Annotated in this window: 20 protein-coding genes, 1 tRNA gene and 1 pseudogene; 12 read left to right on the top strand and 10 right to left on the bottom strand. The window is 72.3% G+C overall.

Annotated elements, in window-relative coordinates; all coding sequences use genetic code 11:
* The first annotated feature begins 1 nt into the window (after window position 1).
* Window positions 2-598, top strand: coding sequence for a histidine phosphatase family protein (locus AQI95_RS31000; protein ID WP_067131327.1), 597 nt, complete (start codon window positions 2-4; stop codon window positions 596-598).
* A 150-nt stretch (window positions 599-748) separates the two neighbouring features.
* Here the strand turns inward: AQI95_RS31000 and AQI95_RS30995 are convergent, their stop codons facing one another.
* Complete coding sequence (locus AQI95_RS30995; RefSeq protein ID WP_208614312.1) at window positions 749-2,230, bottom strand: NsdA family TPR-like regulatory protein; 1,482 nt, start codon at window positions 2,228-2,230, stop codon at window positions 749-751.
* Window positions 2,231-2,496: 266 nt separating this feature from the next.
* Between AQI95_RS30995 and AQI95_RS30990 the strand changes: the two genes are divergently transcribed.
* Together AQI95_RS30990 and AQI95_RS30985 are read left to right on the top strand one after the other, a co-directional pair.
* A complete protein-coding gene (locus tag AQI95_RS30990; RefSeq protein ID WP_244188903.1) occupies window positions 2,497-2,901 on the top strand; it encodes a hypothetical protein in 405 nt (134 codons plus the stop codon).
* A gap of 151 nt (window positions 2,902-3,052) precedes the next feature.
* The gene (locus tag AQI95_RS30985) at window positions 3,053-3,931 is read left to right on the top strand and encodes a spermidine synthase (protein ID WP_067131322.1); all 879 of its coding nucleotides are present in this window, start codon (window positions 3,053-3,055) and stop codon (window positions 3,929-3,931) included.
* Window positions 3,932-4,026: 95 nt separating this feature from the next.
* On the opposite strand, the gene AQI95_RS30980 is transcribed toward AQI95_RS30985, so the two are convergent.
* Window positions 4,027-4,545 (bottom strand): hypothetical protein, encoded by a 519-nt coding sequence (locus tag AQI95_RS30980; RefSeq protein ID WP_067131319.1) that lies wholly within the window; start codon window positions 4,543-4,545, stop codon window positions 4,027-4,029.
* 98 nt (window positions 4,546-4,643) lie between these two features.
* Here AQI95_RS30980 and AQI95_RS30975 point away from each other — a divergent pair, with 98 nt between their 5' ends.
* The 6 genes and pseudogenes from AQI95_RS30975 to AQI95_RS49235 all read left to right on the top strand — a co-directional run bounded on the left by AQI95_RS30975 (window position 4,644) and on the right by AQI95_RS49235 (window position 10,510).
* Window positions 4,644-5,351, top strand: coding sequence for a response regulator transcription factor (locus tag AQI95_RS30975; protein ID WP_067131316.1), 708 nt, complete (start codon window positions 4,644-4,646; stop codon window positions 5,349-5,351).
* Entirely contained in the window at window positions 5,348-6,739 is a 1,392-nt protein-coding gene (locus AQI95_RS30970; RefSeq protein ID WP_067131314.1) for a sensor histidine kinase, read from the top strand. The genes AQI95_RS30975 and AQI95_RS30970 overlap by 4 nt, the downstream gene beginning before the upstream one ends.
* Before the next feature lie 132 nt (window positions 6,740-6,871).
* Window positions 6,872-8,350 carry a glycoside hydrolase family 18 protein gene (locus AQI95_RS30965; RefSeq protein ID WP_067131311.1) on the top strand — a complete coding sequence of 493 codons (1,479 nt, stop codon included), beginning with the start codon at window positions 6,872-6,874 and terminating at the stop codon, window positions 8,348-8,350.
* A gap of 55 nt (window positions 8,351-8,405) precedes the next feature.
* Entirely contained in the window at window positions 8,406-8,717 is a 312-nt protein-coding gene (locus AQI95_RS30960; protein ID WP_067131308.1) for a trypco2 family protein, read from the top strand.
* Window positions 8,701-9,045 (top strand): annotated as a pseudogene (locus AQI95_RS50410) (trypsin-like peptidase domain-containing protein); the annotation flags it as partial. The gene AQI95_RS30960 and the pseudogene AQI95_RS50410, both read left to right, overlap by 17 nt.
* Before the next feature lie 16 nt (window positions 9,046-9,061).
* Window positions 9,062-10,510, top strand: a complete 1,449-nt coding sequence (locus tag AQI95_RS49235; RefSeq protein ID WP_159056610.1) for a hypothetical protein — start codon at window positions 9,062-9,064, stop codon at window positions 10,508-10,510.
* Between the two features lie 27 nt (window positions 10,511-10,537).
* On the opposite strand, the gene AQI95_RS30950 is transcribed toward AQI95_RS49235, so the two are convergent.
* From AQI95_RS30950 to AQI95_RS30935, 4 genes are all read right to left on the bottom strand, one after another.
* Window positions 10,538-11,956, bottom strand: a complete 1,419-nt coding sequence (locus tag AQI95_RS30950) for a GH1 family beta-glucosidase (protein WP_067131301.1) — start codon at window positions 11,954-11,956, stop codon at window positions 10,538-10,540.
* Between the two features lie 100 nt (window positions 11,957-12,056).
* Window positions 12,057-12,947 (bottom strand): carbohydrate ABC transporter permease, encoded by an 891-nt coding sequence (locus AQI95_RS30945; RefSeq protein ID WP_067131298.1) that lies wholly within the window; start codon window positions 12,945-12,947, stop codon window positions 12,057-12,059.
* Window positions 12,944-13,969, bottom strand: a complete 1,026-nt coding sequence (locus AQI95_RS30940) for a carbohydrate ABC transporter permease (RefSeq protein ID WP_067131295.1) — start codon at window positions 13,967-13,969, stop codon at window positions 12,944-12,946. Before AQI95_RS30940 ends, AQI95_RS30945 begins: the two co-directional genes overlap by 4 nt.
* Window positions 13,966-15,297, bottom strand: coding sequence for an ABC transporter substrate-binding protein (locus AQI95_RS30935; protein ID WP_067131292.1), 1,332 nt, complete (start codon window positions 15,295-15,297; stop codon window positions 13,966-13,968). The genes AQI95_RS30940 and AQI95_RS30935 overlap by 4 nt, the downstream gene beginning before the upstream one ends.
* A gap of 374 nt (window positions 15,298-15,671) precedes the next feature.
* On the opposite strand from AQI95_RS30935, the gene AQI95_RS30930 reads away from it, so the two are divergent.
* Both AQI95_RS30930 and sigJ read left to right on the top strand, forming a co-directional pair.
* On the top strand, window positions 15,672-16,727 hold the full coding sequence (locus tag AQI95_RS30930) for a LacI family DNA-binding transcriptional regulator (protein WP_067131289.1): 1,056 nt from the start codon (window positions 15,672-15,674) through the stop codon (window positions 16,725-16,727).
* Window positions 16,728-16,883: 156 nt separating this feature from the next.
* The gene (gene sigJ, locus AQI95_RS30925; protein ID WP_067131286.1) at window positions 16,884-17,819 is read left to right on the top strand and encodes an RNA polymerase sigma factor SigJ; all 936 of its coding nucleotides are present in this window, start codon (window positions 16,884-16,886) and stop codon (window positions 17,817-17,819) included.
* Between the two features lie 42 nt (window positions 17,820-17,861).
* Here sigJ and AQI95_RS30920 read toward each other — a convergent pair whose 3' ends face one another.
* The gene (locus AQI95_RS30920) at window positions 17,862-18,443 is read right to left on the bottom strand and encodes a TetR/AcrR family transcriptional regulator (RefSeq protein WP_067131283.1); all 582 of its coding nucleotides are present in this window, start codon (window positions 18,441-18,443) and stop codon (window positions 17,862-17,864) included.
* A 97-nt stretch (window positions 18,444-18,540) separates the two neighbouring features.
* Between AQI95_RS30920 and AQI95_RS30915 the strand changes: the two genes are divergently transcribed.
* Window positions 18,541-20,025 (top strand): DHA2 family efflux MFS transporter permease subunit, encoded by a 1,485-nt coding sequence (locus AQI95_RS30915; RefSeq protein WP_244188902.1) that lies wholly within the window; start codon window positions 18,541-18,543, stop codon window positions 20,023-20,025.
* A 1-nt stretch (window position 20,026) separates the two neighbouring features.
* On the opposite strand, the gene AQI95_RS30910 is transcribed toward AQI95_RS30915, so the two are convergent.
* From AQI95_RS30910 to AQI95_RS30900, 3 genes are all read right to left on the bottom strand, one after another.
* Window positions 20,027-20,099, bottom strand: a tRNA-His gene (locus AQI95_RS30910).
* Window positions 20,100-20,214: 115 nt separating this feature from the next.
* Window positions 20,215-20,817, bottom strand: coding sequence for an oligoribonuclease (gene orn, locus AQI95_RS30905; protein ID WP_067131277.1), 603 nt, complete (start codon window positions 20,815-20,817; stop codon window positions 20,215-20,217).
* A 126-nt stretch (window positions 20,818-20,943) separates the two neighbouring features.
* Entirely contained in the window at window positions 20,944-22,164 is a 1,221-nt protein-coding gene (locus tag AQI95_RS30900; RefSeq protein ID WP_067131274.1) for a helix-turn-helix domain-containing protein, read from the bottom strand.
* Window positions 22,165-22,538: the final 374 nt, after the last annotated feature.

The following is a 22,538-nucleotide window of genomic DNA, read 5'->3' as shown; positions in this document are numbered from 1 at the left end:
CATGGCACCGCGCATCCTGCTGGCCCGGCACGGACAGACGGAATGGTCGCTGTCCGGCAAGCACACGGGCAGGACCGACGTGCCGTTGCTGGAGGAGGGCCGGCGCGGGGCCAAGCTGCTCGGCGAGCGGCTGCACCGCGCCCCGCTGGACGGGCTGGCGGGGGTGGAGGTGCGCACCAGCCCGCTGGCACGCGCGCGTGAGACGTGCGAACTGGCCGGTTTCGGTGACCGGGCCACCACGTGGGACACGCTCATGGAGTGGGACTACGGCGCCTATGAGGGCATGACGCCGGCCGAGATCCAGGCCGTGCGGCCGGGGTGGCTGATCTGGCGGGACGGGGTGCCCGAGGGCGAGAGCGTCGCCGACGTGACCGCGCGTGCCGACGAGGTGGTGGCATGGGCGCGGTCGGCCGACCGGGACGTCCTGGTCTTCGCCCACGGCCACATCCTGCGCTCCATCGGCGCCCGCTGGCTGGGCCTCCCCCTGGACTTCGCCGCCCGCATCCGCCTCAACCCGACGTCACTGTCGGTCCTCGGCTGGGCCTACGGCGATCCGGCGATCGAGAGCTGGAACGACATGGGGCACCTGGCGGGGTAGCAGGGGGTGGGGCAGCCCCTCGGCTCCCCTCGGCCACGGTGCGCCGCGGGCGTGCGGCGACTGCAGTTCCCCAGGGGCGCGGGGAACTGCTCGACCGGTCACGACGCACCCGCAGCCCGAAGCGCACCGGTGCCCCCACCCTCTGACCGCCTATGCCCGCGCAGCTCTCGGCGCGGACGCGTGCCGGTCCAGGAAGTCCGACACCCCCGACGCCCGCCGGTGCGGCAGCAACACGCGTGCCGTCCCCGCCAGCATCGACTGGATCCGGGACGACTGGACCTGGTCCAGCAGGGTCAGCACCCGCAGCCCCGCCTCCGCCGCCTCGTCGGGCCGACCCTCGCGGGCGAGGTCGTCGGCCAGTTCCGCGGTGTACAACGCGATGTTCCGGGTGAAGTGCGGATCCTGCAGATGCGCCGCCCGGCGCGCATGCCGGGACGCGCGCCGCCAGTCGCCCAGCGTGGACCAGCACTGCGCCTCCAGGCCCTCCAGCTCGGCCTCTCCGTAGAAGCTCATCCACTCGGGGTCGGCGTCCGAGCGGCCCCGCCCGAAGAAGGTCTGCGCCCGCACGAGCGCCTGCTCGCAGCCGGTGCGGTCGGCGAGCCCCGCCCAGCCGCCCGCCTCGCGCAGCGCGAGCAGTGACATCAGCCGGTCGGAACCCAGGGAGCGGGCGGCGCGCTGTGCGGCCTGTGCCGCGCGGACCGCCTCCCGGGGGCGGCCGGCGTCCCGCGCCAGGAACGCGGTGTTGCAGAACGCGTGCGCCTCCAGCGCCGGGTCCCCGGTCATCCGGGCCGTGGCCAGCGCTTCCGCGTAGTGCGAGCGTGCGTCGTCGAAGCGACCGGAGTCGTGCGCCAGCCAGCCCACGGAGATGGCGAGTTCACCGGCGCCGGAGTGCAGTCGTTCGGCCGTGGTCTGCCGGGTCGCGCCGGCGTCCAGCAGCGCGTAGGCGGCGCGCAGCGGAGCCGCCGCGCGCCGGTAGAGACCGTCCGCGCCGTGCCGGTCGTCGAGCAGCCGGATCCGGCGGACGGCCTCCTCCAGCGCGGCCGCCTCGGGGCTGCCGGGCCGGCGGGCGGGCCGTACCGGTGCCGTGGCGTCCGTGGTGAGCCCCAGCGGGCTCAGCGTGGCGGCGGCCACTGTGGCGCCTCCGCCGGTCATGAATGCGCGACGCAGCACGTCGCTCTCCTCGTGGTTCAGGTGGTCTTTCGCGTACGGCTCGTGCGGGTCGTGCCGGTCGTGCACACCCGGTGTGTCATACGGTTCGCACGCCCCCGGCGTCTCACCGGCCCCCTGGCGCTCACCGATGACGATGAGTGCCCCGGGCGCGTCCGTCGCCGTACGCGCGGCGCGGCCGCGGACGGTCGAACGGGGCGCGAACCCGAGGTCGGTGAGCGTGCGACCGGGGAACATGTGCAGGAACACCCGTTCGTAGGCGTAGTTGGGGCAGCGGATCTCGCCCGCCTCGACCCTGCCGACGTAACGCGCGTCACAGCTCACCCGCTCACCGATCTCGCGCGCGGCACGCCGTACGAGCGCCGCGAACTCGGCCGGTGAACGCCTGCCGCGCAATTGCCGGAAGGCGAGGTTGGGCCGGGGTGGCCGTTCGGGCTGTGACGAGGTCACGGTTGACGACGCCATGGCCGGGTCCTCTCGTGCGAACCGTCGAACCATGCCGGATCCGGGACGGATTCGGGACGAGTTGTCCGAGTGACGCCCTGGTTCCGGCGGGCATGAACGTACCTGCTGTGAAGGACCCGCCACGCTGTGTTTGGCTACAAACCGGATATCTCATCCACGATCTGCCATGAAGTGCCATCCTTTGCGGCGCACTTGTGCCGTAGCCGTTGACGCGCTCGTGCGTTGGACTCCATGGACCGCAACAGGGCTGTGTGGTGGAGGCCGGCATGGAGACCAGCCAGAGCAACGATCCTTGTACGTCGCCGTCGTCGTCCGTGGTGGACGCGGCGGCCTGCGACCTCGTGACGGTGCCGGCCCGGCAGGGCCTCGAGGCGGTCGACATCCTGCGGCGCGGCGTCGGCGACGCGATGGGACCCGTGCTGCACGACGGCGGCTGCGCCACCCTCGGCTTCCTGGTCCCGGCCGGCACGGCCGCCTGCTGGGACGTGCCGGGCAGCACCTGCACGGAGACGGACGGACGCGGACTGGAACTGAACCCGGAGCCGCCGGTGGAGGGCTCCGACTGGCTGCTGCCGCCCGGCGAGGCCGACCTCGCCACGGACCCGGTCGTGCTGCGCCGGGCCCTCGGCGAGGCGGCCCGGCTGATCGAGGCCGCCGACAGCTGCACCTGAGACACCACCCGCATGCACGTGAGACGCCACCCGCACCGACCCGCCACGGAGCGCCGACGCCCACCGCACGTCGGCACCGGCCCGCGCCGGTCGTGGGGTCCGGCCGGTCGCCGATGCGGCGCGAGCCCGTACGGCCTGCGAGAATGGGCGGATGGGCAGGCCCAGGAACACACGGCAGGCGCGGCGCGGGTCGGCCGTCGCCGAAGCCGTCGTGGAGGCGGTCGACGGCGGGCTCGCACAGCTCGTCCCCGACCCCGACCGCAGCCGGGCGTGGACGCTGCTGATCGACGGCGCGCCCCAGTCGCACGTCGACCTGGACGACCCCGCCCACCTCTCCTTCGAGTACCAGCGCCGCATCGGCCATGTCATCGACCTGGTCGCCCCGCCCGGTAAGCCGGTGCACGCCGTGCACCTCGGCGGCGGCGCGTTCACCCTCGCCCGGTACGTCGCCGCCACCCGCCCCCGCTCCACCCAGCAGGTCGTCGAGCGGGACGCGAGCCTGGTCCAACTGGTCCGCCGGGAGCTTCCGGTGGATCCGAACGCCCGGATCCGGGTCCGCTCGGCGGACGCCCGCGCGGGTCTCGCCAAGGTGCCGGACGGCTGGGCGGACCTGATCATCGCCGATGTCTTCAGCGGTGCCCGCACCCCCGCCCACCTGACCTCCACCGAGTTCCTCGACGAGGTCCGCCGGGCCCTGAAGCCGTCCGGGGTCTACGCCGCCAACCTCGCCGACGGCCCGCCGCTCGCGCATCTGCGCCGCCAGATCGCCACCGCCGCCGCCCGGTTCGCCGAACTCGCGCTGATCGCCGACCCCGCCGTGCTGCGCGGCAAGCGCTTCGGCAACGCGATCCTGGTGGCCTGCGACGCCCCGCTCCCGCTCGCCGAACTCACCCGTCGCGCCGCCTCCGACCCGCACCCGGCCCGGGTCGAGCACGGCAAGCCGCTCACGGACTTCACCGGCGGCGCGCTCCCGGTGACGGACGACACGGCGGCGGCCTCCCCGGCCCCACCCGCCTCGGTGTTCCGCTAGGGACCGGCAACCCGTGGCGAATCGGTACAACTCGCGTCATGGCGGCGCGGTCCGCGTCGTCCGCGCCGCCTGACCGGGCCGTGGCCTCGCGGCGGTCAGTAGGTGCCGATCTCCACATGCGGCGGCCCGTCGTGCCAGGTGCAGATCACCGACACCCGGCCGGTGCCCCGGCTGAACTCCACCCGGATCCATGTCCCGGTCTTCCACACCTGCATCGACCAACCGGCCCCCGGGGTCGCCGAGACCAGCGTGGCGCCGGCCGGACCCAGCTCGAACACCGCCCGCCCGCCATCGGTGTCGTAGGACTTGACCTGGCCGGACGCGGAAGCAGGTGCGGAGGCGGTGGGCGAGTGGCCCGGCGTCCGGGGGGTGTGGGCGGGGGAGGACGGCGTGGCCGGGCCGGTCGACGGCCGTCTCGACGGGGACGGCCGCTGTGTCGGCGAACCCACGGCCTGAGCGCCGTGCGTGGTGGTGTCGGCGTCCGTGATCGGCAGGGCGCGCGGCGGGTCGTACGCCGTCCCGGCCATCACCGTGTGCACACCCCACCACGACAGCGTGACCGCCGCTCCCGTCGCGAGCAGCCACGCCAGTACGTGTACGAGTCCTCTGCGCATCGCGGGCCATACTGCCGCAGAGCAGCGCCGCACGCACCCGCCGCGAGTTGTCCACAGGCGCCCGCCCGGTGTGGTCCGCATGGCGTACGGTGCGGCGCATGGCAAGTGTGCTCGTGGTCGAGGACGACCAGTTCGTACGCTCGGCGCTCATCCGGCATCTGACCGACGCCGCACACACCGTGCGCAGCGTCGGTACGGCACTGGAGGCGCTGCGCGAGGTCGCCCATTTCCGTTTCGACGTGGTCGTCCTCGACCTCGGACTGCCGGACCTGGACGGCTCCGAGGCGCTGAAGATGCTCCGCGGCATCACCGACGTGCCCGTCATCATCGCCACCGCCCGGGACGACGAGACGGAGATCGTCCGGCTGCTCAACGCCGGTGCGGACGACTACCTGACCAAGCCGTTCTCCGTCGAGCACCTCTCGGCGCGGATGGCCGCCGTGCTGCGCCGCGCCCGCTCCGGCGGTGCGGAGCCCCCGCCCTCCTCCGTGCTCCGCGTCGGCGGCCTCACCGTCGACCCGCTGCGCCGCCAGGCCGAACTGGACGGGGTCCGGCTCGACCTCACCCGCCGCGAGTTCGATCTGCTCGCCTTCCTGGCCGGCCGGCCCGGGGTGGTCGTCCCGCGCAAGGAACTCCTCGCGGAGGTCTGGCAGCAGTCCTACGGCGACGACCAGACCATCGACGTCCATCTGTCCTGGTTGCGCCGGAAACTGGGGGAGACGGCCGCTCGGCCCCGCTATCTGCACACGCTCCGGGGGGTCGGCGTGAAGCTGGAGCCGCCCATGGACGGGGAGCCGGCGCGATGAGGTGGGCTCTGGTCAAGGTCTGCCTGGCGGTCACCGTGATGGTCGTGGTCGCCTTCGCCGTGCCGCTCGGCCTGGTCGTCAAGGAGATGGCCCGCGACCGGGCGTTCTCCAATGCCGAGCGGGAGGCCGCCGCGGTCGCGCCCGCCCTGTCCATCACCACCGACCGGGACAAACTGGAGCGGGTCGTGGCCTCCGCCGGAGCCGACTCCGGGATGGCCGTGCATCTGCCCGCCGGTGACGCGCGGTCCGCGCTCGACCTCGGCCGGCAGCGCGCCGCCGACCGCGACATCGAGGCCGTGCGGAGAATGGGCCGGGCCTCCACGACCACCGTGGCCGGCGGTTCGACCCTGCTCCAGCCGGTCGCGCTCGGCTCCGGCGACATCGCCGTCGTCGAGGTCTTCGTGCCCGAGTCCGAGGTGACCAACGGCGTGGGCACGGCCTGGGCGGTGCTCGCGGCCGTCGGCATCGCGCTGATCCTCGGCTCGGTCGCGGTCGCCGACCGGCTCGGGGTGCGCATGGTGCGGCCCGCCCAGCGGCTGGTGAGGGGCGCGCACGAACTGGGCGAGGGGAGGCTGGGCGCCCGGGTGCCGGAGGACGGCCCGACCGAGCTGCGGCTCGCGGCGGTGGCCTTCAACTCCATGGCCGACCAGGTCGTCCAACTCCTCGCGAACGAAAGAGAGCTGGCGGCCGATCTCTCCCACCGGCTGCGCACCCCGCTCACCGTCCTGCGGCTCAACGCGGCCTCCCTCGGCGCCGGACCCGCCGCGGAGCAGACCCGGGCCGCCGTCGCCCAGCTGGAGCGCGAGGTCGACACCATCATCCGTACGGCCCGCGAGGCCAAGCCGCAGACGGTCGCGGCCGGGCCCGGCGCCGGGTGCGACGCGGCCGAAGTGGTGCGCGAGCGCATGGAGTTCTGGTCCGCGCTCGCCGAGGACGAGGGCCGCAAATGGCGGGTGGCCGGCGTCGAGCGGCCGGTACGCATACCCGTGGCCCGCGCGGATCTGGCCGCCGCCCTCGACGCCCTGCTCGGCAATGTCTTCCGGCACACCGCCGAGGGCACCGCCTTCGCACTCGACGTGCACAACGGCGAGGACGCGGTGATCGTGCTGGTCTCCGACGCGGGCCCCGGCATACCCGACCCGGACGCGGCGATGGCCCGCGGCCGCGGCTCCGGGAGCGCCGGTTCGACCGGCCTCGGGCTGGACATCGTGCGCCGGCTCGCCGAGTCCACCGGCGGGGACGTCCGCCTCGGCGCCTCGGTGCTGGGCGGTGCGGAGGTGCGGATCTGGTTCCAGCTGGACGGGCGGGGGCCGGTCGGGCGCGGGCACCGGGGGCGGGTCCGAAGACGCCGATCGGGCAAACCGGTCCCCTCCGGTCTCGACCATTAATCGCCCCCGATGCCTTTCTTAAGCGAACCCTAAGGTCTGCAACGGCCGTCCCGATCAGGCGAATTGCCCGATTCCGGATCGCTAGCGTGCTGTCGCACCTCACCCCCGTGAACAGCGAAGGCAGGCACGCGCATGACCACGCATCGGCGCAGGATCAGCGGCAGGAACAAGGCGATAGGCGGTCTCGTGGCCGCGGCCGTCGTCGGTGGCGGCGCGGTCCTGCTCACCGGCACCGCCAACGCCGCCGGCGTGAACGCCGCGTACACCAGGACCAGCGACTGGTCGACCGGCTACACCGGCCAGTACGTCGTCACCAACAACAGTGGTCAGCAGGAGAAGACCTGGACCCTGGAGTTCGACCTCCCGGCGGGCGCCAAGCTCAGCTCGCTGTGGAACGGCGAGTCGAGCGTCAGCGGTTCGCACGTCACCGTGAAGCCCGCCACGTGGGACACCGCGGGCCTCGCCCCCGGCAAGTCGGTGACCGTCGGCTTCGTGGTCGACGGCGGCGGCGCCCCGACGGGCTGTCGGATCGACAACTCCGCGTGCTCCGCGGACGGTGGCGCCACCCCCGAGCCGAGCGGGAGGCCCACCGAGACCCGGTCGCCGGCCCCGACCGCCACGCCGACCAGGAGCGCCACCCCCACCCCGACCGGGACCGGCACCCCGGCCCCGACCGCCACCCCGACCACCGGCGGCGGCAGCGGCAGCGGGACCAAGGCCGCCGCGGGCTTCGCCCCGTACGTCGACACCTCCCTCTACCCGGCCTTCGACCTGGTCGGCGCGGCCGACGCCACCGGTGTGAAGAACTACAACCTCGCGTTCGTCACCGACGGCGGCGGCTGCACCCCCAAGTGGGGCGGCGTGAGCGACCTGAACGGCGACGCGGTGGCCCAGCAGATCGGCGCCCTGCGCGCCAAGGGCGGTGACGTGCGGGTCTCCTTCGGCGGCGCCTCCGGCTCGGAGCTGGCCACCACCTGCTCCTCCGCCGACGCGCTGGCGGCGGCGTACGGCAAGGCGGTCGACGCGTTCAAGCTCACCAAGGTCGACTTCGACGTCGAGGGCGGGGCGCTGCCGAACACGGCGGCGAACACCCTGCGGGCCAAGGCGATAGCGAAGCTCCAGGCGCTCCACCCGGACCTGGACGTCTCCTTCACCCTCCCGGTGATGCCCGAGGGCCTCACCCAGGACGGCGTGAACCTGCTGTCCGACGCCAAGTCCAACGGCGCGAAGATCTCCACCGTCAACATCATGGCGATGGACTACGGCGCCTCCTACAGCGGCGACATGGGCGACTACGCCCAGCAGGCCGCGACCGCCACCCAGGCCCAGATCAAGGGCGTGCTGGGGCTGTCCGACTCCGCCGCCTGGAAGGCGGTCGCGGTCACCCCGATGATCGGCGTCAACGACGTCTCCTCCGAGGTCTTCAAGGTGGACGACGCCACCCAGCTGGTGAACTTCGCCAAGTCCAAGGGCCTCGGCGGCCTGTCGATGTGGTCCGCCGCCCGCGACAAGCAGTGCGACGGCGGCGCGAAGAACTCCGCCGACCCGACCTGCAGCTCGATCGTCCAGGACAAGAACGCCTTCTCCAAGGCGTTCGGCGCCTTCAACTGACCCGCCCCCCGCGCCCCCCGGTAGCATCGGGGCATCCGGTGCACCAGGGGGCGCAGTGATCGAACTGTCCGACATGATCCGCGAGTTGAGGGCGCAGCTGACGTCTGCCGTGGCGGACGGGGACGGGCAGCTCGTCCGGTTCGAACTGGGGCCGGTGGAGGTCGAGGCGACCGTCGCGGTCACGCGCGAGGCGGGCGCGGACGCCAAGGTGCGGCTGTGGGTGGTCGACGCGGGCGCGAGCGGGAAGTACGCACACGCGCAGACCCAGCGGATCAAGGTCACCCTGGCCCCGAAGGCCGTCCCGGCGGACGGCAGCCCGGTCCGGCCCGTTCTGATCGCGGGCGGCGAGGTTGACGGCGAGCGCTGAACCCGGTCTTCGGCCGGAGCGCGTCGCCGAGATCATCGTCAGCCTGCCGGAGGGCGGGGGCCGGCGCGGGACCGGATACCTCGTCTCGGCGGGTCTGGTCCTGACCGCCGCGCACGTGGTCGAAGGCGCCGCGCGGATCCGGACCCGCTTCCAGGCCGACCGCCCCGAGGAGCGGACCGCGGGGGCGGCGGTGACCTGGCGGCACCAGGGCATCGACATCGCGCTCCTCGCCATGGAACCGGCCGTCCCGCACGAAGGGGTCGCGCCGGTCTCCTACGGCCGCGTCGGCGAGCTGGACGCGGTGCTGACCTGCACCAGCCTCGGTTTCCCCCGCTTCAAGTTCCGTGCGGACGCCGCCGGTTCGCGCTTCCGGGACGCCGAGCACGTACGGGCCACCTGCGCAGGACAGGCTCTGGGCGGACGCGTGGTTCGCGATCGCCGAAGGGCTGGCCCGTGCGGGCAGCGCCGAGCAGGCCTGGGCCGTGCTCGTGGCCTCCCAGGAGGACCAGGAGCCCTTCGACGAGGACGACCGCGCGGCCTCCCGCATCGTCGATCTGCTGACCGGAGCCGGAGCCGCCGATCGGCTGGAGGGATTGCTGTCTGCTTCGACGGGGGCCTCGCCGAGAACGGTCGCCGCGGGGTTCGCCGCCCTGGCCCGCCACTTCGCCGACCGGGACACCGCCCGGTGCCTGCGCCTGCTCGACCAGGCTCAGCAGGTCCGAGACGCCGAGGGCGCGGCCGCCTACAGCAACCGGGACGAGCGGCTCGCCGTCTTCGCCGGAGCGCTTGCCCGCGCGGGCCGGGCCGAGGAGGCCGAGCGGCTCGTGGCGACCATCGGCTCACCGGACGTACGCGCCTGGGCATATGCGGCCGTGTCCGTCGCCTCGGCGGACACCGACGCGCAAGCGGCGCTGCACTGCGTCCGACAGGCGGCCCGTGTGACACGGATGTCGCAGGACGGGTGGGTCCGGGAGAACACGGCGACCGCGATCGTCCAGGCCTGGGCCCGGTCGGCATCGGCGGACCGGCTCGGGGAAGCCGTCGAACAGATCGCGGGAGAGCTGTCGGGCGACTCGATGTCGCATCGTGCGCGTGCTCTGGCGGCAGAAGGACTGTGGGCGCATGCCCCGGAGGCGACGGAGCGGCTCTTCGACGCGTTCCTCGCGCACATGGATCACTCCCTCGTCCCCGAGGCGGCGCACTTCCTCGCCGCCGCCCTGCCCCATGACCCTGTACGCGGCAGTCGGGTCATGGAGTTCCTGCTCGGCCTCTCCTACCCCCGCGGCTTCCAGCCGGACGAGGACAGGGCCCTGTTCTGTCTGCTGACCGCCACGACGGACTCCGCCGCCGCCCGGCACACGCTGGAGCGACTGGTGCAGAAACGGGAGAGCGGGATCGATCGGGGGCCGGCGACCGTACTCGCCCTCGTGTGTGCCGCGCTCCGCGAGTCCGAGGCAGCGCACGCCATGGCGCTGGACAGCACCGCCGGGGAGGAGGAGCGCTCGGAGACGCTCGCCCACCTCGCCGCCTACGCGGCCGGTGCGCCGGGCCCCTCCGTCCCCACCCGGCCCATGGCGGAGCCGAGGGACTGCGCCCACTCCGCCCTCCGCCTCGCCACCCTCCTCTTCCCACCGCCGGCCGGCCCCGACCTCCTCCACGCCAGAGAGCTGCTGGCGCAGGCCCTGACCCGAGACGGCTGGCACCACGCCCTCCCGGTCCTCGCGGCCGTCGACCCCGCGGCGGTCCTGCGCACCCGGGACGTCGTCTTCGCCCACCTCGGGCTCGGCGACTGAGCACGCCGACCGCGCCCCTCGCGCCCCTCACACCTGGGGCAGCACCCCCGACCGCGCCGCCTGCCCGTACCACCGCGCGCTCGACTTCGGCGTGCGCTCCTGGGTCGCGTAGTCCACGTACACCGCGCCGAACCGCTTGCCGTAGCCGTACGCCCACTCGAAGTTGTCCAGCAGCGACCACAGGTAGTAGCCGCGCACGTCGGCGCCGTCCGCGAGGGCACGGCGGACCTCCGAGAGATGGCCGTGCAGGTACGCGATGCGCTCGGGATCGTGGACGCGGCCGTCCGGGTCGGGCTTGTCGTCGTAGGCGGCGCCGTTCTCCGTCACGTACAGCGGCAGGCCGGGCGCCTCCCGCGTGTACCGCATCAGCAGGTCGTACAGGCCCGTCGGATCGATCGTCCAGCCCATCTGCGTGCGCTCGCCCGGCGTCTGGTGGAAACGGACGTCGTCGGCGCCGGGCCAGGGGGAGTGGTCGCTGGCGCCGTGGCCGTCCGCCCGGGGGCCCCTGGCCTCGTGGGACGCGGCCGAGACCAGTGTCGGCGTGTAGTAGTTGAGGCCCAGCGCGTCCAGCGGGACGTTGATCGCGCGCATGTCGCCGTCGAGGACGTACGTCCAGTCGGTGACCGAGGCCGTCGCCGCGAGCAGCGACGACGGGTACGCCCCGCGCAGCATCGGGCCGTGGAAGACGCCGTTGGCCAGGTCGTCGATCCGGCGGGCCGCGGCCAGGTCGGCCGGCTCCGGCGAAAGCGGCCGGACCACCGAGGAGTTGAGGCTGATCGCGATCTCGTTGCGGGCCGGCATCACCGAGCGCAGCGCCGACGCCGCGAGACCGTGGCCGAGGTTGAGGTGATGGGCCGCGCGCAGGGCGGCCTCGGCGTCGGTGCGGCCCGGGGCGTGCACCCCGGAGCCGTAGCCCAGGAAGGCGCTGCACCAGGGCTCGTTGAGGGTGATCCACTGCTCCACCCGGTCGCCGAGCGCCTCGCCGACCAGCATCGCGTACTCGGCGAACCGGAACGCGGTGTCCCGCTGCGGCCAGCCGCCCGCGTCCTCCAACTCCTGCGGCAGGTCCCAGTGGTAGAGGGTGAGCGCGGGCTTGATGCCGTGCGCCAGCAGCTCGTCCACCAGGCGGCGGTAGAAGTCCAGGCCCACCTGCACCGCCGGACCCCGGCCGGTGGGCTGCACCCGGGACCAGGAGACGGAGAAGCGGTAGCCGGTCAGGCCCAGCTCCGCCATGAGCGCGACGTCCTCGCGGTAGCGGTGGTAGTGGTCGACGGCGACGTCACCGGTCTCACCGCCGGCCGTCCGGCCCGGCGTATGGCTGAAGGTGTCCCAGATCGAGGGGGTGCGGCCGCCCTCGCGCACCGCCCCCTCGATCTGGTAGGCGGAGGTCGCGGCGCCCCAGAGGAAGGCGGGGGGAAAGGCTACCGGAGAAGGGGATTCAGGCATGGAAGCGCTCCCATGAGAGTCGTAGGAGACCGGAGAAGGGGATGGCGAGGGGGGCGAGCGGGGGGCCGGGCCGCGCCTGCCCGGCCCCCGGGCAGGACGGTCAGCCCTTGATCGCGCCCTGCATGATCCCGCCCACGATCTGCTTGCCGAACAGCAGGAAGGCGAACAGCAGGGGCAGCGTGCCGAGCAGCGCGCCCGCCATGATCACGGCCTGGTCCGGGACGTACCCGGTGCCGAGCGAGTTCAGGGCCACCTGCACGGTCGGGTTCTGCTGGTTCAGGGCGATGATCGGCCACAGGAAGTCGTTCCAGGCGAACACGAACGTCAGCAGGCCGAGCACCGCCATCGCGGGCCGCGCCGCCGGAAAGACGACGTGCCAGACGATCCGCAGGCTGCTCGCGCCGTCCACCCGGGCCGCCTCGATCAGTTCCGTCGGCAGCGCCTGCAGCAGGTACTGCCGCATGAAGAACGTACCGAACGCGGTGACGAGACTCGGCAGGACCACTGTCTGCAACTGGTTGGACCAGCCGAGGTCCGACATCCACAGGTACAGCGGTACGACGGCCAGCTGCGGCGGGATCATCATCGTGCCGACGGTCAGCAGCAACAGCAGGCCCGAGAAGCGGAACCGCAGCTTGGCGAAGGCGAAACCGGCCAGCGTGGAGAACAGCACCGTGCTCACGGTGATCGTGCCCGCCACGACCACGGAGTTGAACATCGCGGTACCGAGGCCCGCCTGGTCCCAGGCCGTCTGGAGATTCTTGAACAGATTTCCGCCGAACCACAGCGGCGGCGGGGTCTCGGCCAGCCGCCGGTCGGTGCGGGAGGCGGCGATCGCCGTCCACACCAGCGGGGCGAGGGAGACCAGAGCGAAGACGGTGAGTACGACGTACGTCACCGGGCCCGCGTGCAGCTGCTTGCCGGCGCCCGTCCGGCCGCGCCGCCGCTTCGCGCGCACGTTCCGAGGAAGCGTCAGTTCACTGGTGGTCATGAGGACTTCCTCAGCCGTCGGGTGAGCAGCAGATGGACCGCGGCGACGATCAGCAGGAGCAGGAACATCGACCAGGCGATCGCGGACGCCTTGCCGAGGTTGCCGATGATCCAGCCCTGGTCGTACATGTACAGACCGAGCGTCTGGTACTGGTGCTCCGAGCCGCCCTTGGACCCGCTGACCCCGCCGAACAGCAGCGGCTCGCCGAAGAGCTGGGTCGCGCCGATCGTCGAGACGACGACCGTGAACAGGATCGTGGGCCGCAGCTGCGGGACCGTCACATGCCGGAACTGCTGCCAGCGGCTCGCGCCGTCGATCGCCGCCGACTCGTACAGATCGGCCGGGATCGCCTGCATCGCGGCGAGGTAGATCAGCGCGTTGTAGCCGGTCCACCGCCAGATCACGATCGACGACACCGCGAACCGCGAACCCCAGTCGGACTCACGCCAGTTGACCGGGTCCACCCCGAGGAAGTGGAGGACCCAGTTGACCATGCCGCCGTCCCACGAGTACAGCAGCGTGAACACCAGGGTCGCCGCGGCCACCGAGGTGGCGTACGGCGTCAGCATCACCACGCGCCAGGCGGTCGAGCCGCGCAGCCGGTAGTTCAGCAGGTGCGCGAGTCCGAGCGCGGCCAGCAGCTGCGGCACGGTCGAGATGATCCCGATGGCCAGGGTGTTCCTCAGCGCGTTCCAGAAGAAGTCCGAGGACAGAAGGTTCTTGTAGTTGTCCAGGCCCGCCCAGGTCTGGTGGTTCAGCCCGGACAGCTGCACATGGTGCAGCGAGTACCAGGCCGTGTAGAGCAGCGGGACCAGGGTGAACGCCGCGAACAGAACGAAGAACGGCGACACGAACGCGTACGGCGACGCCTTCATGTCCCAGCGGTACAGCCGGCTGCGCCAGGAGCCGGTGCCCGCCGGCGCGAGCCGACCGTGAGCGCCCCGGGCCGCGCCCGGCGAGCTGCCGGACGCGGTGTCGGCGCTCGACGCGGAGTGCGTGAGGGCCTGCTTGGGGCTGCTCACTGGCCGAGCACGTCCTTGATCTCCTTGGCCGCCGCGTCCCAGCCCTGCGACGGCGACTTGCCCTTCTGCTCGACCTGGAGGATGCCGATGTCGCTGATCGCGTTGTCGATCGGCTTGTCCTTGGGGCCGAGGGGCTGTGCGGGGATGGTCTTCGCCGCGTCGGAGAAGATCTGGGTGAGCGGCGCGTTCGAGAAGTACGCCGTGGTGTCGGCCTGCGGCTTCAGGCCCGGGTACGCCGACGGCGTCGACGGGAAGCTGGCCTGCTTGGCGAAGACCTTCGCCTGCTGCTCGGGCGCGGTCAGCCACTTCGCGAGCGCGACGGCCTCCTTCTGGTGCCTGGTCGCGGTCGGCACACCGAGGAAGGAGCCGCCCCAGTTGGACGCCGCCGGCGCCGCCGCCACGTCCCACTTGCCCTTGCCCGAGTCGCCGGACTTCTGCTCGATGTAGCCGACCATCCAGGCCGGGCAGGCGACGCTGGCGAAGGTGCCGTTGGCGAAGCCCTGGTCCCAGGTCGGGTCGAACTGCTTCAGCTTCGCCGACATGTCGCTGGTGGCGACGGCCATGGCGGCGTTCCAGGCCTTCTTCACGCCCTCGGACCTGTCCCAGACGACATTGCCGTCCTTGTCGTAGTACCGCTCGCTCGCGCCGCCCACCGCCGCGTTGTAGACGGAGGAGGCCGAGTCCACGAACTTGGTGCCCTTGGGCGCCTTCTTCATGTACTGCTTGCCGACGTCGACGTACTTGGACCAGTCGCCCTTCCACAGCTCGGCGAGCTTGGTGCGGTCGGTCGGCAGCCCGGCCTTCTGGAACAGATCCTTCCGGTAGCAGACGGCCATCGGCCCGACATCGGTCCCGAGCCCGATGAGCTTGCCGTCCTTGGTGGTGGCCTGGGCGTTCTTCCAGTCCAGCCACTGGGACGTGTCGACGTCCTTGCCGAGGTCCACGAACTTGTCGGCCTGGGTCTGCACGGCCTCGGTGATGTTGCCGATCTCGATGGCCTCGATGTCGTCCGTGCCGGAGCCCGCCTGGAGGCGGGTGAGGACCTTCGGCCAGTACACGTCGGTGCGGGTGGTGACGTTCTCCTTGATGCTGATGTCCGGATGCAGCTTCATGTACTCGTCGTAGAGGCCGGCCTGCTTGTAGCCGAAGACGCCGAAGGTGCCGACGGTCAGCGTGATCTTGCCCTTGTCGCTGCCGTTGCCGCCGCCGGAGTGGTCCGACGAGCCGTCGTCCGAGTCCTTGGCGCAGCCGGCCAGCAGCCCCGTGGCCAGGGCGGCCACGGCCGCGAGGGCCATCAGCCGCTGGGACCGGCGGATGCTCGTGCGCATTGCGTCCTCCTGTTGCCTGACGTGCCGACCCCCCGGCCGACTGCATGGAATCGGGCCCTGTCGTACGCACTGCGGCGCGGGCGGGGAACGTGCGGGATGTGTAGGTGTCAGGTAGTGTGGGAGCGCTCCCATCTGTGATGTGTTGAAGAGTCGTGGGTACGGCGCGGGGTGTCAAGGGAGCGGACGCGGGCAACTGCGTTCAGTTATCGGGCCGTTAGCTTGGCCCTGCCCGAGCCCGTCCGGCGATTGAGGACGAGGCCCGTCCAGGGCCGAGGCGGGGGTCCGGGGGCGCAGCCCCCAGGGCGGCAACCGCGGCGATCGGTGCTGTTAAATTCCAGGCCGGCACCAGGAATCGGTCGAGAGAGGCGGAGCCCATGGCAAGCCACGGAGCGCGGGGCCGCGGCGGGGGCCGGCCCACGCTCGAGGAGGTCGCCGCCCGGGCCGGGGTCGGCCGGGGCACGGTCTCGCGCGTGATCAACGGCTCGCCCCGGGTCAGCGACGCCACGCGCGCCGCGGTCGAGGCAGCGGTCACGGAACTCGGCTACGTCCCCAACACCGCCGCCCGCGCCCTCGCCGCCAACCGCACCGACGCCATCGCGCTCGTCGTCCCCGAGCCGGAGACCCGGTTCTTCGCCGAGCCGTACTTCTCGGACATGCTGCGCGGTGTCGGCTCCCAACTCTCCGACACCGAGCTGCAGTTGCTGCTGATCTTCGCGGGCGGCGACCGGGAGCGGCGGCGCCTCGCCCAGTATCTGGCGGCCCACCGGGTCGACGGCGTCCTGCTGGTCTCGGTGCACGCCGACGACCCCCTGCCCGATCTGCTGGCCCAGCTGGAGATCCCGGCCGTGATCAGCGGCCCCCGCTCGGCCGCCGAGACGCTGACCTCGGTGGACTCGGACAACTACGGCGGCGCGCGCTCGGCCGTCGAGCATCTGCTCCTCGGCGGCCGTACCCGGATCGCGCACATCACCGGCCGCCTCGACGTCTACGGCGCCCAGCGCCGCGTCGACGGCTACCGCGACGCCCTGCGCGACGCGGGCCGGGAGGTGGACGAACTCCTGGTGGAGCCCGGTGACTTCACGGAGGAGGGCGGCCGGCGAGCCATGACGCTGCTGCTTCGGCGCCGCCCGGATCTGGACGCGGTCTTCGCCGGCTCGGACGTGACGGCGGCCGGCGCCCGGCAGGTGCTGCGCGAGGCGGGCCGCCGCATCCCGGACGACGTGGCGCTGATCGGCTACGACGACTCCGCCATCGCCCGCCATATGGACCCGCCCCTGACCAGCGTCCGTCAGCCCATCGAGGAGATGGGCCGCGCGATGATCGACCTGCTCCTCGCGGAGATCGCCGACCGCCGCCCGCCCCTGTCGCGGGGGCCGGCGCGCCGACATGCGGTGCTGGCCACGGAGTTGGTGACGCGGGCGTCGTCGTAGCGCGGTCGCCGGCGGGGCGAGCGGACGCGGGCGGGCGCGGCGGTCGTCCATCTCCGGCGCCACCGGCACCGGCGCGATGTCGAGCACGGCGGGCAGACCAGCCCCACTGCCGGATACGCTGCGAGACGTCGAACGGATCTTCGGAAGGGGGACTCCGTGGCGGGGTCGGCGGTCGGGGCGGACCCGGAGGGGTACTGGTCGTTGCTGTTCTCCATCGCCTACGGGATGACCGGGTCGGTGGGCGACGCCGAGGACCTCGTGCAGGACGCCTATCTGGGCCTGACCCGGGCGCGACGGGCGGGAACCGCGATCGGCAATGTGAAGGCGTATCTCACCACGTCGGTGACGCGGCTGGGCATCAACCACCTGGGTTCGGCGCGCGTGCGCCGGGAGACCTACGTGGGCGACTGGCTGCCGGAACCGGTCGTCGTGCCCGCCGAGCGCACCGGACCGGCCGAGCACGCCGAGCTGTCCGACTTGCTGTCGATGGCGTTCCTCGTGCTGCTGGAGACCCTCGCCCCGGTGGAGCGCGCGGTGTTCGTGCTGCGCGAGGTCTTCGGGTACGGCTACCCGGAGGTGGCGCGGATCGTCGGCAAGTCCGAGGCGAACTGCCGGCAGATCTTCGCCCGGGCCAGAAAGCGCGTCGCCCCCGCCGGACAGCCGGCCGCCGCCGTGGCGCCGCCCCCGGTGCGCCGGGCCGAGGGCGAGGAACTGGCCCGCCGGTTCTTCGAGGCCGCCGAGGGCGGTGACATGGACGCGCTGCTCGGCATGCTCGCCCCGGAGGTGGTGTTCCAGGGCGACGGCGGCGGCAAGGCGCGGGCGCTCGCCAGGTCGGAGACCGAGCCGCGGCGCATCGCCCAGATGCTGGTCGGCGGGTTCCGCCGGGTCCGGATCCTCGGTGCGCGGCTCCGGCCGGCCTGGGTCAACGGCCGTCCGGGCGGTGTGACGTACGACGCCGAGGGCCGGGTGGCCAGCGTGGTCGAACTCGACATCGCCGACGGCATGGTCCGGGCGATCCACGCGGTGTCCAACCCCGACAAGCTCGGTCACCTGGGCCCGGTGTCGGACATCGGCCGCCTGCCGGAGCGGTGACACGGCCCCGCCGTCGCTCGAACCCCCGGTCTCCTGGGCGGCTTACGGCCGGGTCGCCTCCCAGCCCCGCTCCAGCAGGTCGAAGGCCGCGTCGACGGCGGCGGCGCGGTCGGTGGCCGTGGCGGCGAGGGATCGGGCCTCCAGGGCGAGATGGGCCAGGGCGGCGCAGCGGGGGTCGTCGGCGGGGGCACCGCTGTCGGCGGCGATCGCCTCGGCCAGGGCGCGTTCGTGCCGCATCCACATGCGCCGGTAGTACTCCACGAGCGCCGGGGTGGCGGTGACCAGCCGCTGGAACGTGGCGAGCTGCTCGCCGTACTCGGACTTGAAGGCCGAGGCCCGCAGCATGTGCTCGCGCAGGGCCTGGACGAGCGGGGTGCCGGGCGCCCGGTCGCGTACGGCGGCGACCAGGTCCCGTTCCAGGTCCGCGTCCATGTCGAACAGCAGCGCTTCCTTGCTCGGGAAGTGCTTGAAGAGCGTCGTGGTGGAGACGTCGGCCGCCTCCGCGATGTCCCTGATGCTCACCGCGTCGAAGCCGTGCTCCAGGAAGAGCTGCAGTGCCGCGTCCGCCAGTGCCTGGCGGGTCGCGGCCTTCTTGCGTTCGCGGCGCCCCATCGTCTCCGTCATGGCCCCAGCCTACCCGCTCGGTTGTCGCGGATAAAAAGTTGACTCATTGCACTTAGTGAATCGGTGTGCTTTTCTGTGCCGCATGACGCCGTCACCCATGACCACCCCACCCATGACCCCGCCGTCGAAGAACGTCCGCTGGACGCTGCTCGGCGTGATGCTCGCCATGCTGCTGGGCATGCTCGACAACAACGTCGTCGGTACGGCGATGCCGACGATCGTCGGCGACCTGGGCGGCCTCGACCACATCTCCTGGGTTGTCACCGCCTACACACTCGCCACCGCCGTGTCGACTCCCGTCTGGGGCAAGCTCGGTGACCTGTACAACCGCAAGCACGTCTTCCTCGCCTCGGTCGTGGTCTTCCTGCTGGCCTCGCTGCTCGCCGGCGCCGCCCACTCGATGGCCCAGCTGATCGGGTTCCGCGCCCTGCAGGGGATCGGTGCGGGCGGGCTCGGCGCCGGGGCGTTCGCCCTGATCGGCACCCTCGTGCCGCCCCGGGAGCGGGGCCGCTACCAGGGCATGACCGCCTCCGTGATGGCCCTCGGAGTGGTCGGCGGCCCCCTGGTCGGCGGCCTGGTCACCGGCCACCTCGGCTGGCGCTGGGCGTTCTACGTCAATCTGCCCCTCGGGATCGTCGCCCTGGTCTGGGTCCAGCTGATGCTCCGGCTGCCGAACCCGGCGCGCACGGCCCGGCCGCGCATCGACTGGGCGGGCATCGCCGTGCTGGCGGCCACGATCGGCTCGGCGGTCCTCGCGGCGACCTGGGCCGGTACGGCGTACGCCTGGACGTCCTGGCGGATACTCTCCCTGGCCGCGGTGGCCGTCCTCGGCACGGCGGCTTTCGTCGTGCTCCAGCGGCGTGCCCCCGAACCCCTGCTGCCGCCTCGTGTGTTCACCGGACACCGCAACTTCCCGCTCGGTATCGGCCTGTTGGCGGCGGTCGGCGTGGTGATGTTCGGCTCGGCGCTCTATCTGCCGCTGTTCCAGCAGACCGTTCAGGGCGCCACGGCGACCGGCTCCGGGCTGCTCCTGCTGCCGCTGATGATCCCGGTGGTGATCGCCTCCGACATCGCGGGGAAGGTCATGTCCCGCACCGGCCGGTACAAGGTGTTCCCGGTGCTCGGCACCCTGCTGCTGACGGCCGGCGCGCTGGCGCTCGCCACCATGGGCACGGGCACCTCCCGGCTCGCCGCCGGCTGCTGGATGGCCCTCGTCGGCCTCGGCATGGGCTTCACCATGCAGATGGCGGCCACCCTCGCGCAGAACAGCGTGGAGCTCGGGGACATGGGGGCGGCCATGGCGGCGACGAACCTGTTCCGCACCCTCGGCGGCTCGATCGGTGTGGCCGTCTTCGGCTCGCTGTTCACCCGGGCGGTGCCGGGCACGGCGCGGGGCGAGGCGTACCGGCACGCGGTGGCGACCGGCACCCGGCACATCTTTCTGACGGCCGCCGGGGTGTGCGCGGTGGCGTTCGCGCTGGCGCTGGCCGTGCGGGAGGTGCCGCTGCGGGGCGGTCCGGGCACGGCGCAAAAGAAACAGCCGGTGACCCGTCTCGCGACGGAGTCACCGGCTGATCGATGAGGGTGAGTGACGGGACTCGAACCCGCGACATCCTGGACCACAACCAGGTGCTCTACCAGCTGAGCTACACCCACCACGACCGGCGGTGGAACTTGTCGTTTCCCCGACCGGCCGAGAAGAAGTCTACAGGGTCCGAAGGGGTGCTCGCGCACACGTTTTACGGCGTCCTTGCGCGGCCCCCTCGAAGCCCTACTGAGCAGGCAGGACGTGCTTGGCGGCGATCGCCTTCGCGGTGTCGGAATCCGGGCCGGGCTGCGGGACGAAGACGGCCTCGCGGTAGTAGCGCAGCTCGGCGATCGACTCGCGGATGTCGGCGAGGGCCCGGTGGTTGCCGTTCTTCTCCGGGCTGTTGAAGTACGCCCGCGGATACCAGCGGCGGGCCAGCTCCTTGACGGAGGACACGTCGACGATCCGGTAGTGGAGCCAGTCCTCCAGGGTCGGCATGTCCCGCAGCAGGAAGCCGCGGTCGGTGCCGACGGAGTTGCCGCACAGCGGAGCCTTGCCGGGCTCCTTCACGTACTCCTTCACATACGCGAGGACCTGCTCCTCGGCGTCCTTCAGGGTCGTGCCGTTCGGCAGCTCCGCGAGCAGCCCGGACGCGGTGTGCATCTGACGCACCACGTCCGGCATCGTCTCCAGCGCCTGGTCCGGCGGGCGGATGACGATGTCCACCCCCTCGCCGAGTACGTTCAGCTCGGAGTCGGTGACGAGGGCGGCAACCTCGATGAGAGCGTCGTCGGACAGCGAGAGGCCGGTCATCTCGCAGTCGATCCACACCATGCGATCGTTCATGCGACCACCCTAAAGCTGACGTCAGCTTTTGGGATGCCCCGTGCCCGTGCCGCCTTCGCCGGCCCGCACCGATGAAGAAGGAAGAAGGGGGACGAGCATGTGCTCGCCCCCCTTCCCCGGCTGCTCTCAGCTACCGCTGCGCGGCCCCGGCAGCAGACCCACCGCGCCCGCCGCCTGGCGGCGGCTCTGCATCGGGACCCCGTTGTCGCGGTCCGGGTGCAGCATGGCGGGCGGGTGCCCCAGCGGGCCGGGCCCCGCGAGGCCCGGGGGCGGGCCGGACTGGCCCGCCGCGGACAGCGCCGATTCCGTGTCGACCGGCCTGTCGCCCTGCGGCCGGCGAGCCCGGTAGGCGGCCCGGTAGGCGGCGGGGGACGAGCCGAGCTGGCGGCGGAAGTGACCGCGCAGCGCGACGGGGGAGCGGAAGCCGCACCGGCCCGCCACCTCGTCCACGGAGTAGTCCGACGTCTCCAGCAGCCGCTGCGCCTGCAGCACCCGCTGGGTGATCAGCCACTGCAGCGGCGCGCTGCCGGTCAGCGAGCGGAACCGGCGGTCGAACGTACGGCGGCTCATGTAGGCGCGTGCCGCCAGGGTCTCCACGTCGAACTGCTCGTGGAGGTGTTCCAGCGCCCAGGCGACGACCTCGGCGAGCGGGTCGGCGCCGATCTCTTCGGGTAAAGACCTGTCGAGGTAGCGCTCCTGCCCGCCGCTGCGCCGCGGCGGGACGACCAGGCGCCGGGCGAGCGCGCCGGCCGCCTCGTTGCCGTGGTCCGTCCGCACGATGTGCAGACAGAGATCGATTCCGGCCGCGGTGCCCGCCGACGTCAGCACGTCGCCGTCGTCGACGAACAGCTCCCGCGGATCGACGTGGACCGACGGATAGCGCTTGGCCAGCGTCGGTGCGTACATCCAGTGCGTGGTCGCCGGGCGGCCGTCCAGCAGGCCTGCCGCCGCGAGGACGAAGGCCCCGGTGCACAGCCCGACGATACGGGCACCCTCCTCATGCGCTCGGCGCAGCGCGTCGAGCGCCTCTTCCGGCGGTGGCGCGGTGATCGAGCGCCAGGCCGGTACGACGACCGTCCCGGCGCGTGAGATCGCCTCCAGTCCATGCGGCGCGGTGAGTTCCAGCCCCCCTGTGGTCCGCAGCGGGCCCTCCTCGCCGGCGCACACCAGCAGTCGGTAGCGCGGCACGCCGGCGTCCTGGCGGTCGATCCCGAACACCGACAGCGGAATGGAACTCTCGAAGATGGGGCCGCCGCTGAACAGCAGCACCGCGACGATCTCCTTGCGGCGTCGCCCGGAGAGTTTCCGGGCTGCGGCCTCCGGCGTGGCAGTGGAGTCGTGGCTCATACTGCTAAGCCCCCCTCGGTGGTCGCGGCTCCTCGGTTGTGTCGCTCCTGCACGTTTCCCCTCGGTCCTGCACGAGTCCCCCGCCGTAAGACATTCAAGATCGAATCTACTGGCTACCGCGGTCTCACGGTGGCCGGTTCGACACGCCAGAGATTGTCGACATGACAACTTGGCGTGAAGCATTCGATCACGAAGCGTTGCACTCGCGGAGGGCGCAGGGAAGTGCGCCTTGTCGCGGTGGCCGAACCGCGTAGGGTGCGCGACTGCCCGTGGACCCTTTCCGTGCAGGTCGAACGGGGGTTGGGGGGGAGTTCGGACCCCCCTTGGGTCATATTGAGAAGTTGGCTGAAAAGATGCGTTCGAGGGTACGGAAA

This window comes from Streptomyces yokosukanensis, from assembly GCF_001514035.1.
GTDB lineage: Bacteria > Actinomycetota > Actinomycetes > Streptomycetales > Streptomycetaceae > Streptomyces > Streptomyces yokosukanensis.
The sequence above is the reverse complement of the archived record's forward strand: the minus strand, read 5'-3'. Positions and strand labels throughout refer to the sequence as shown.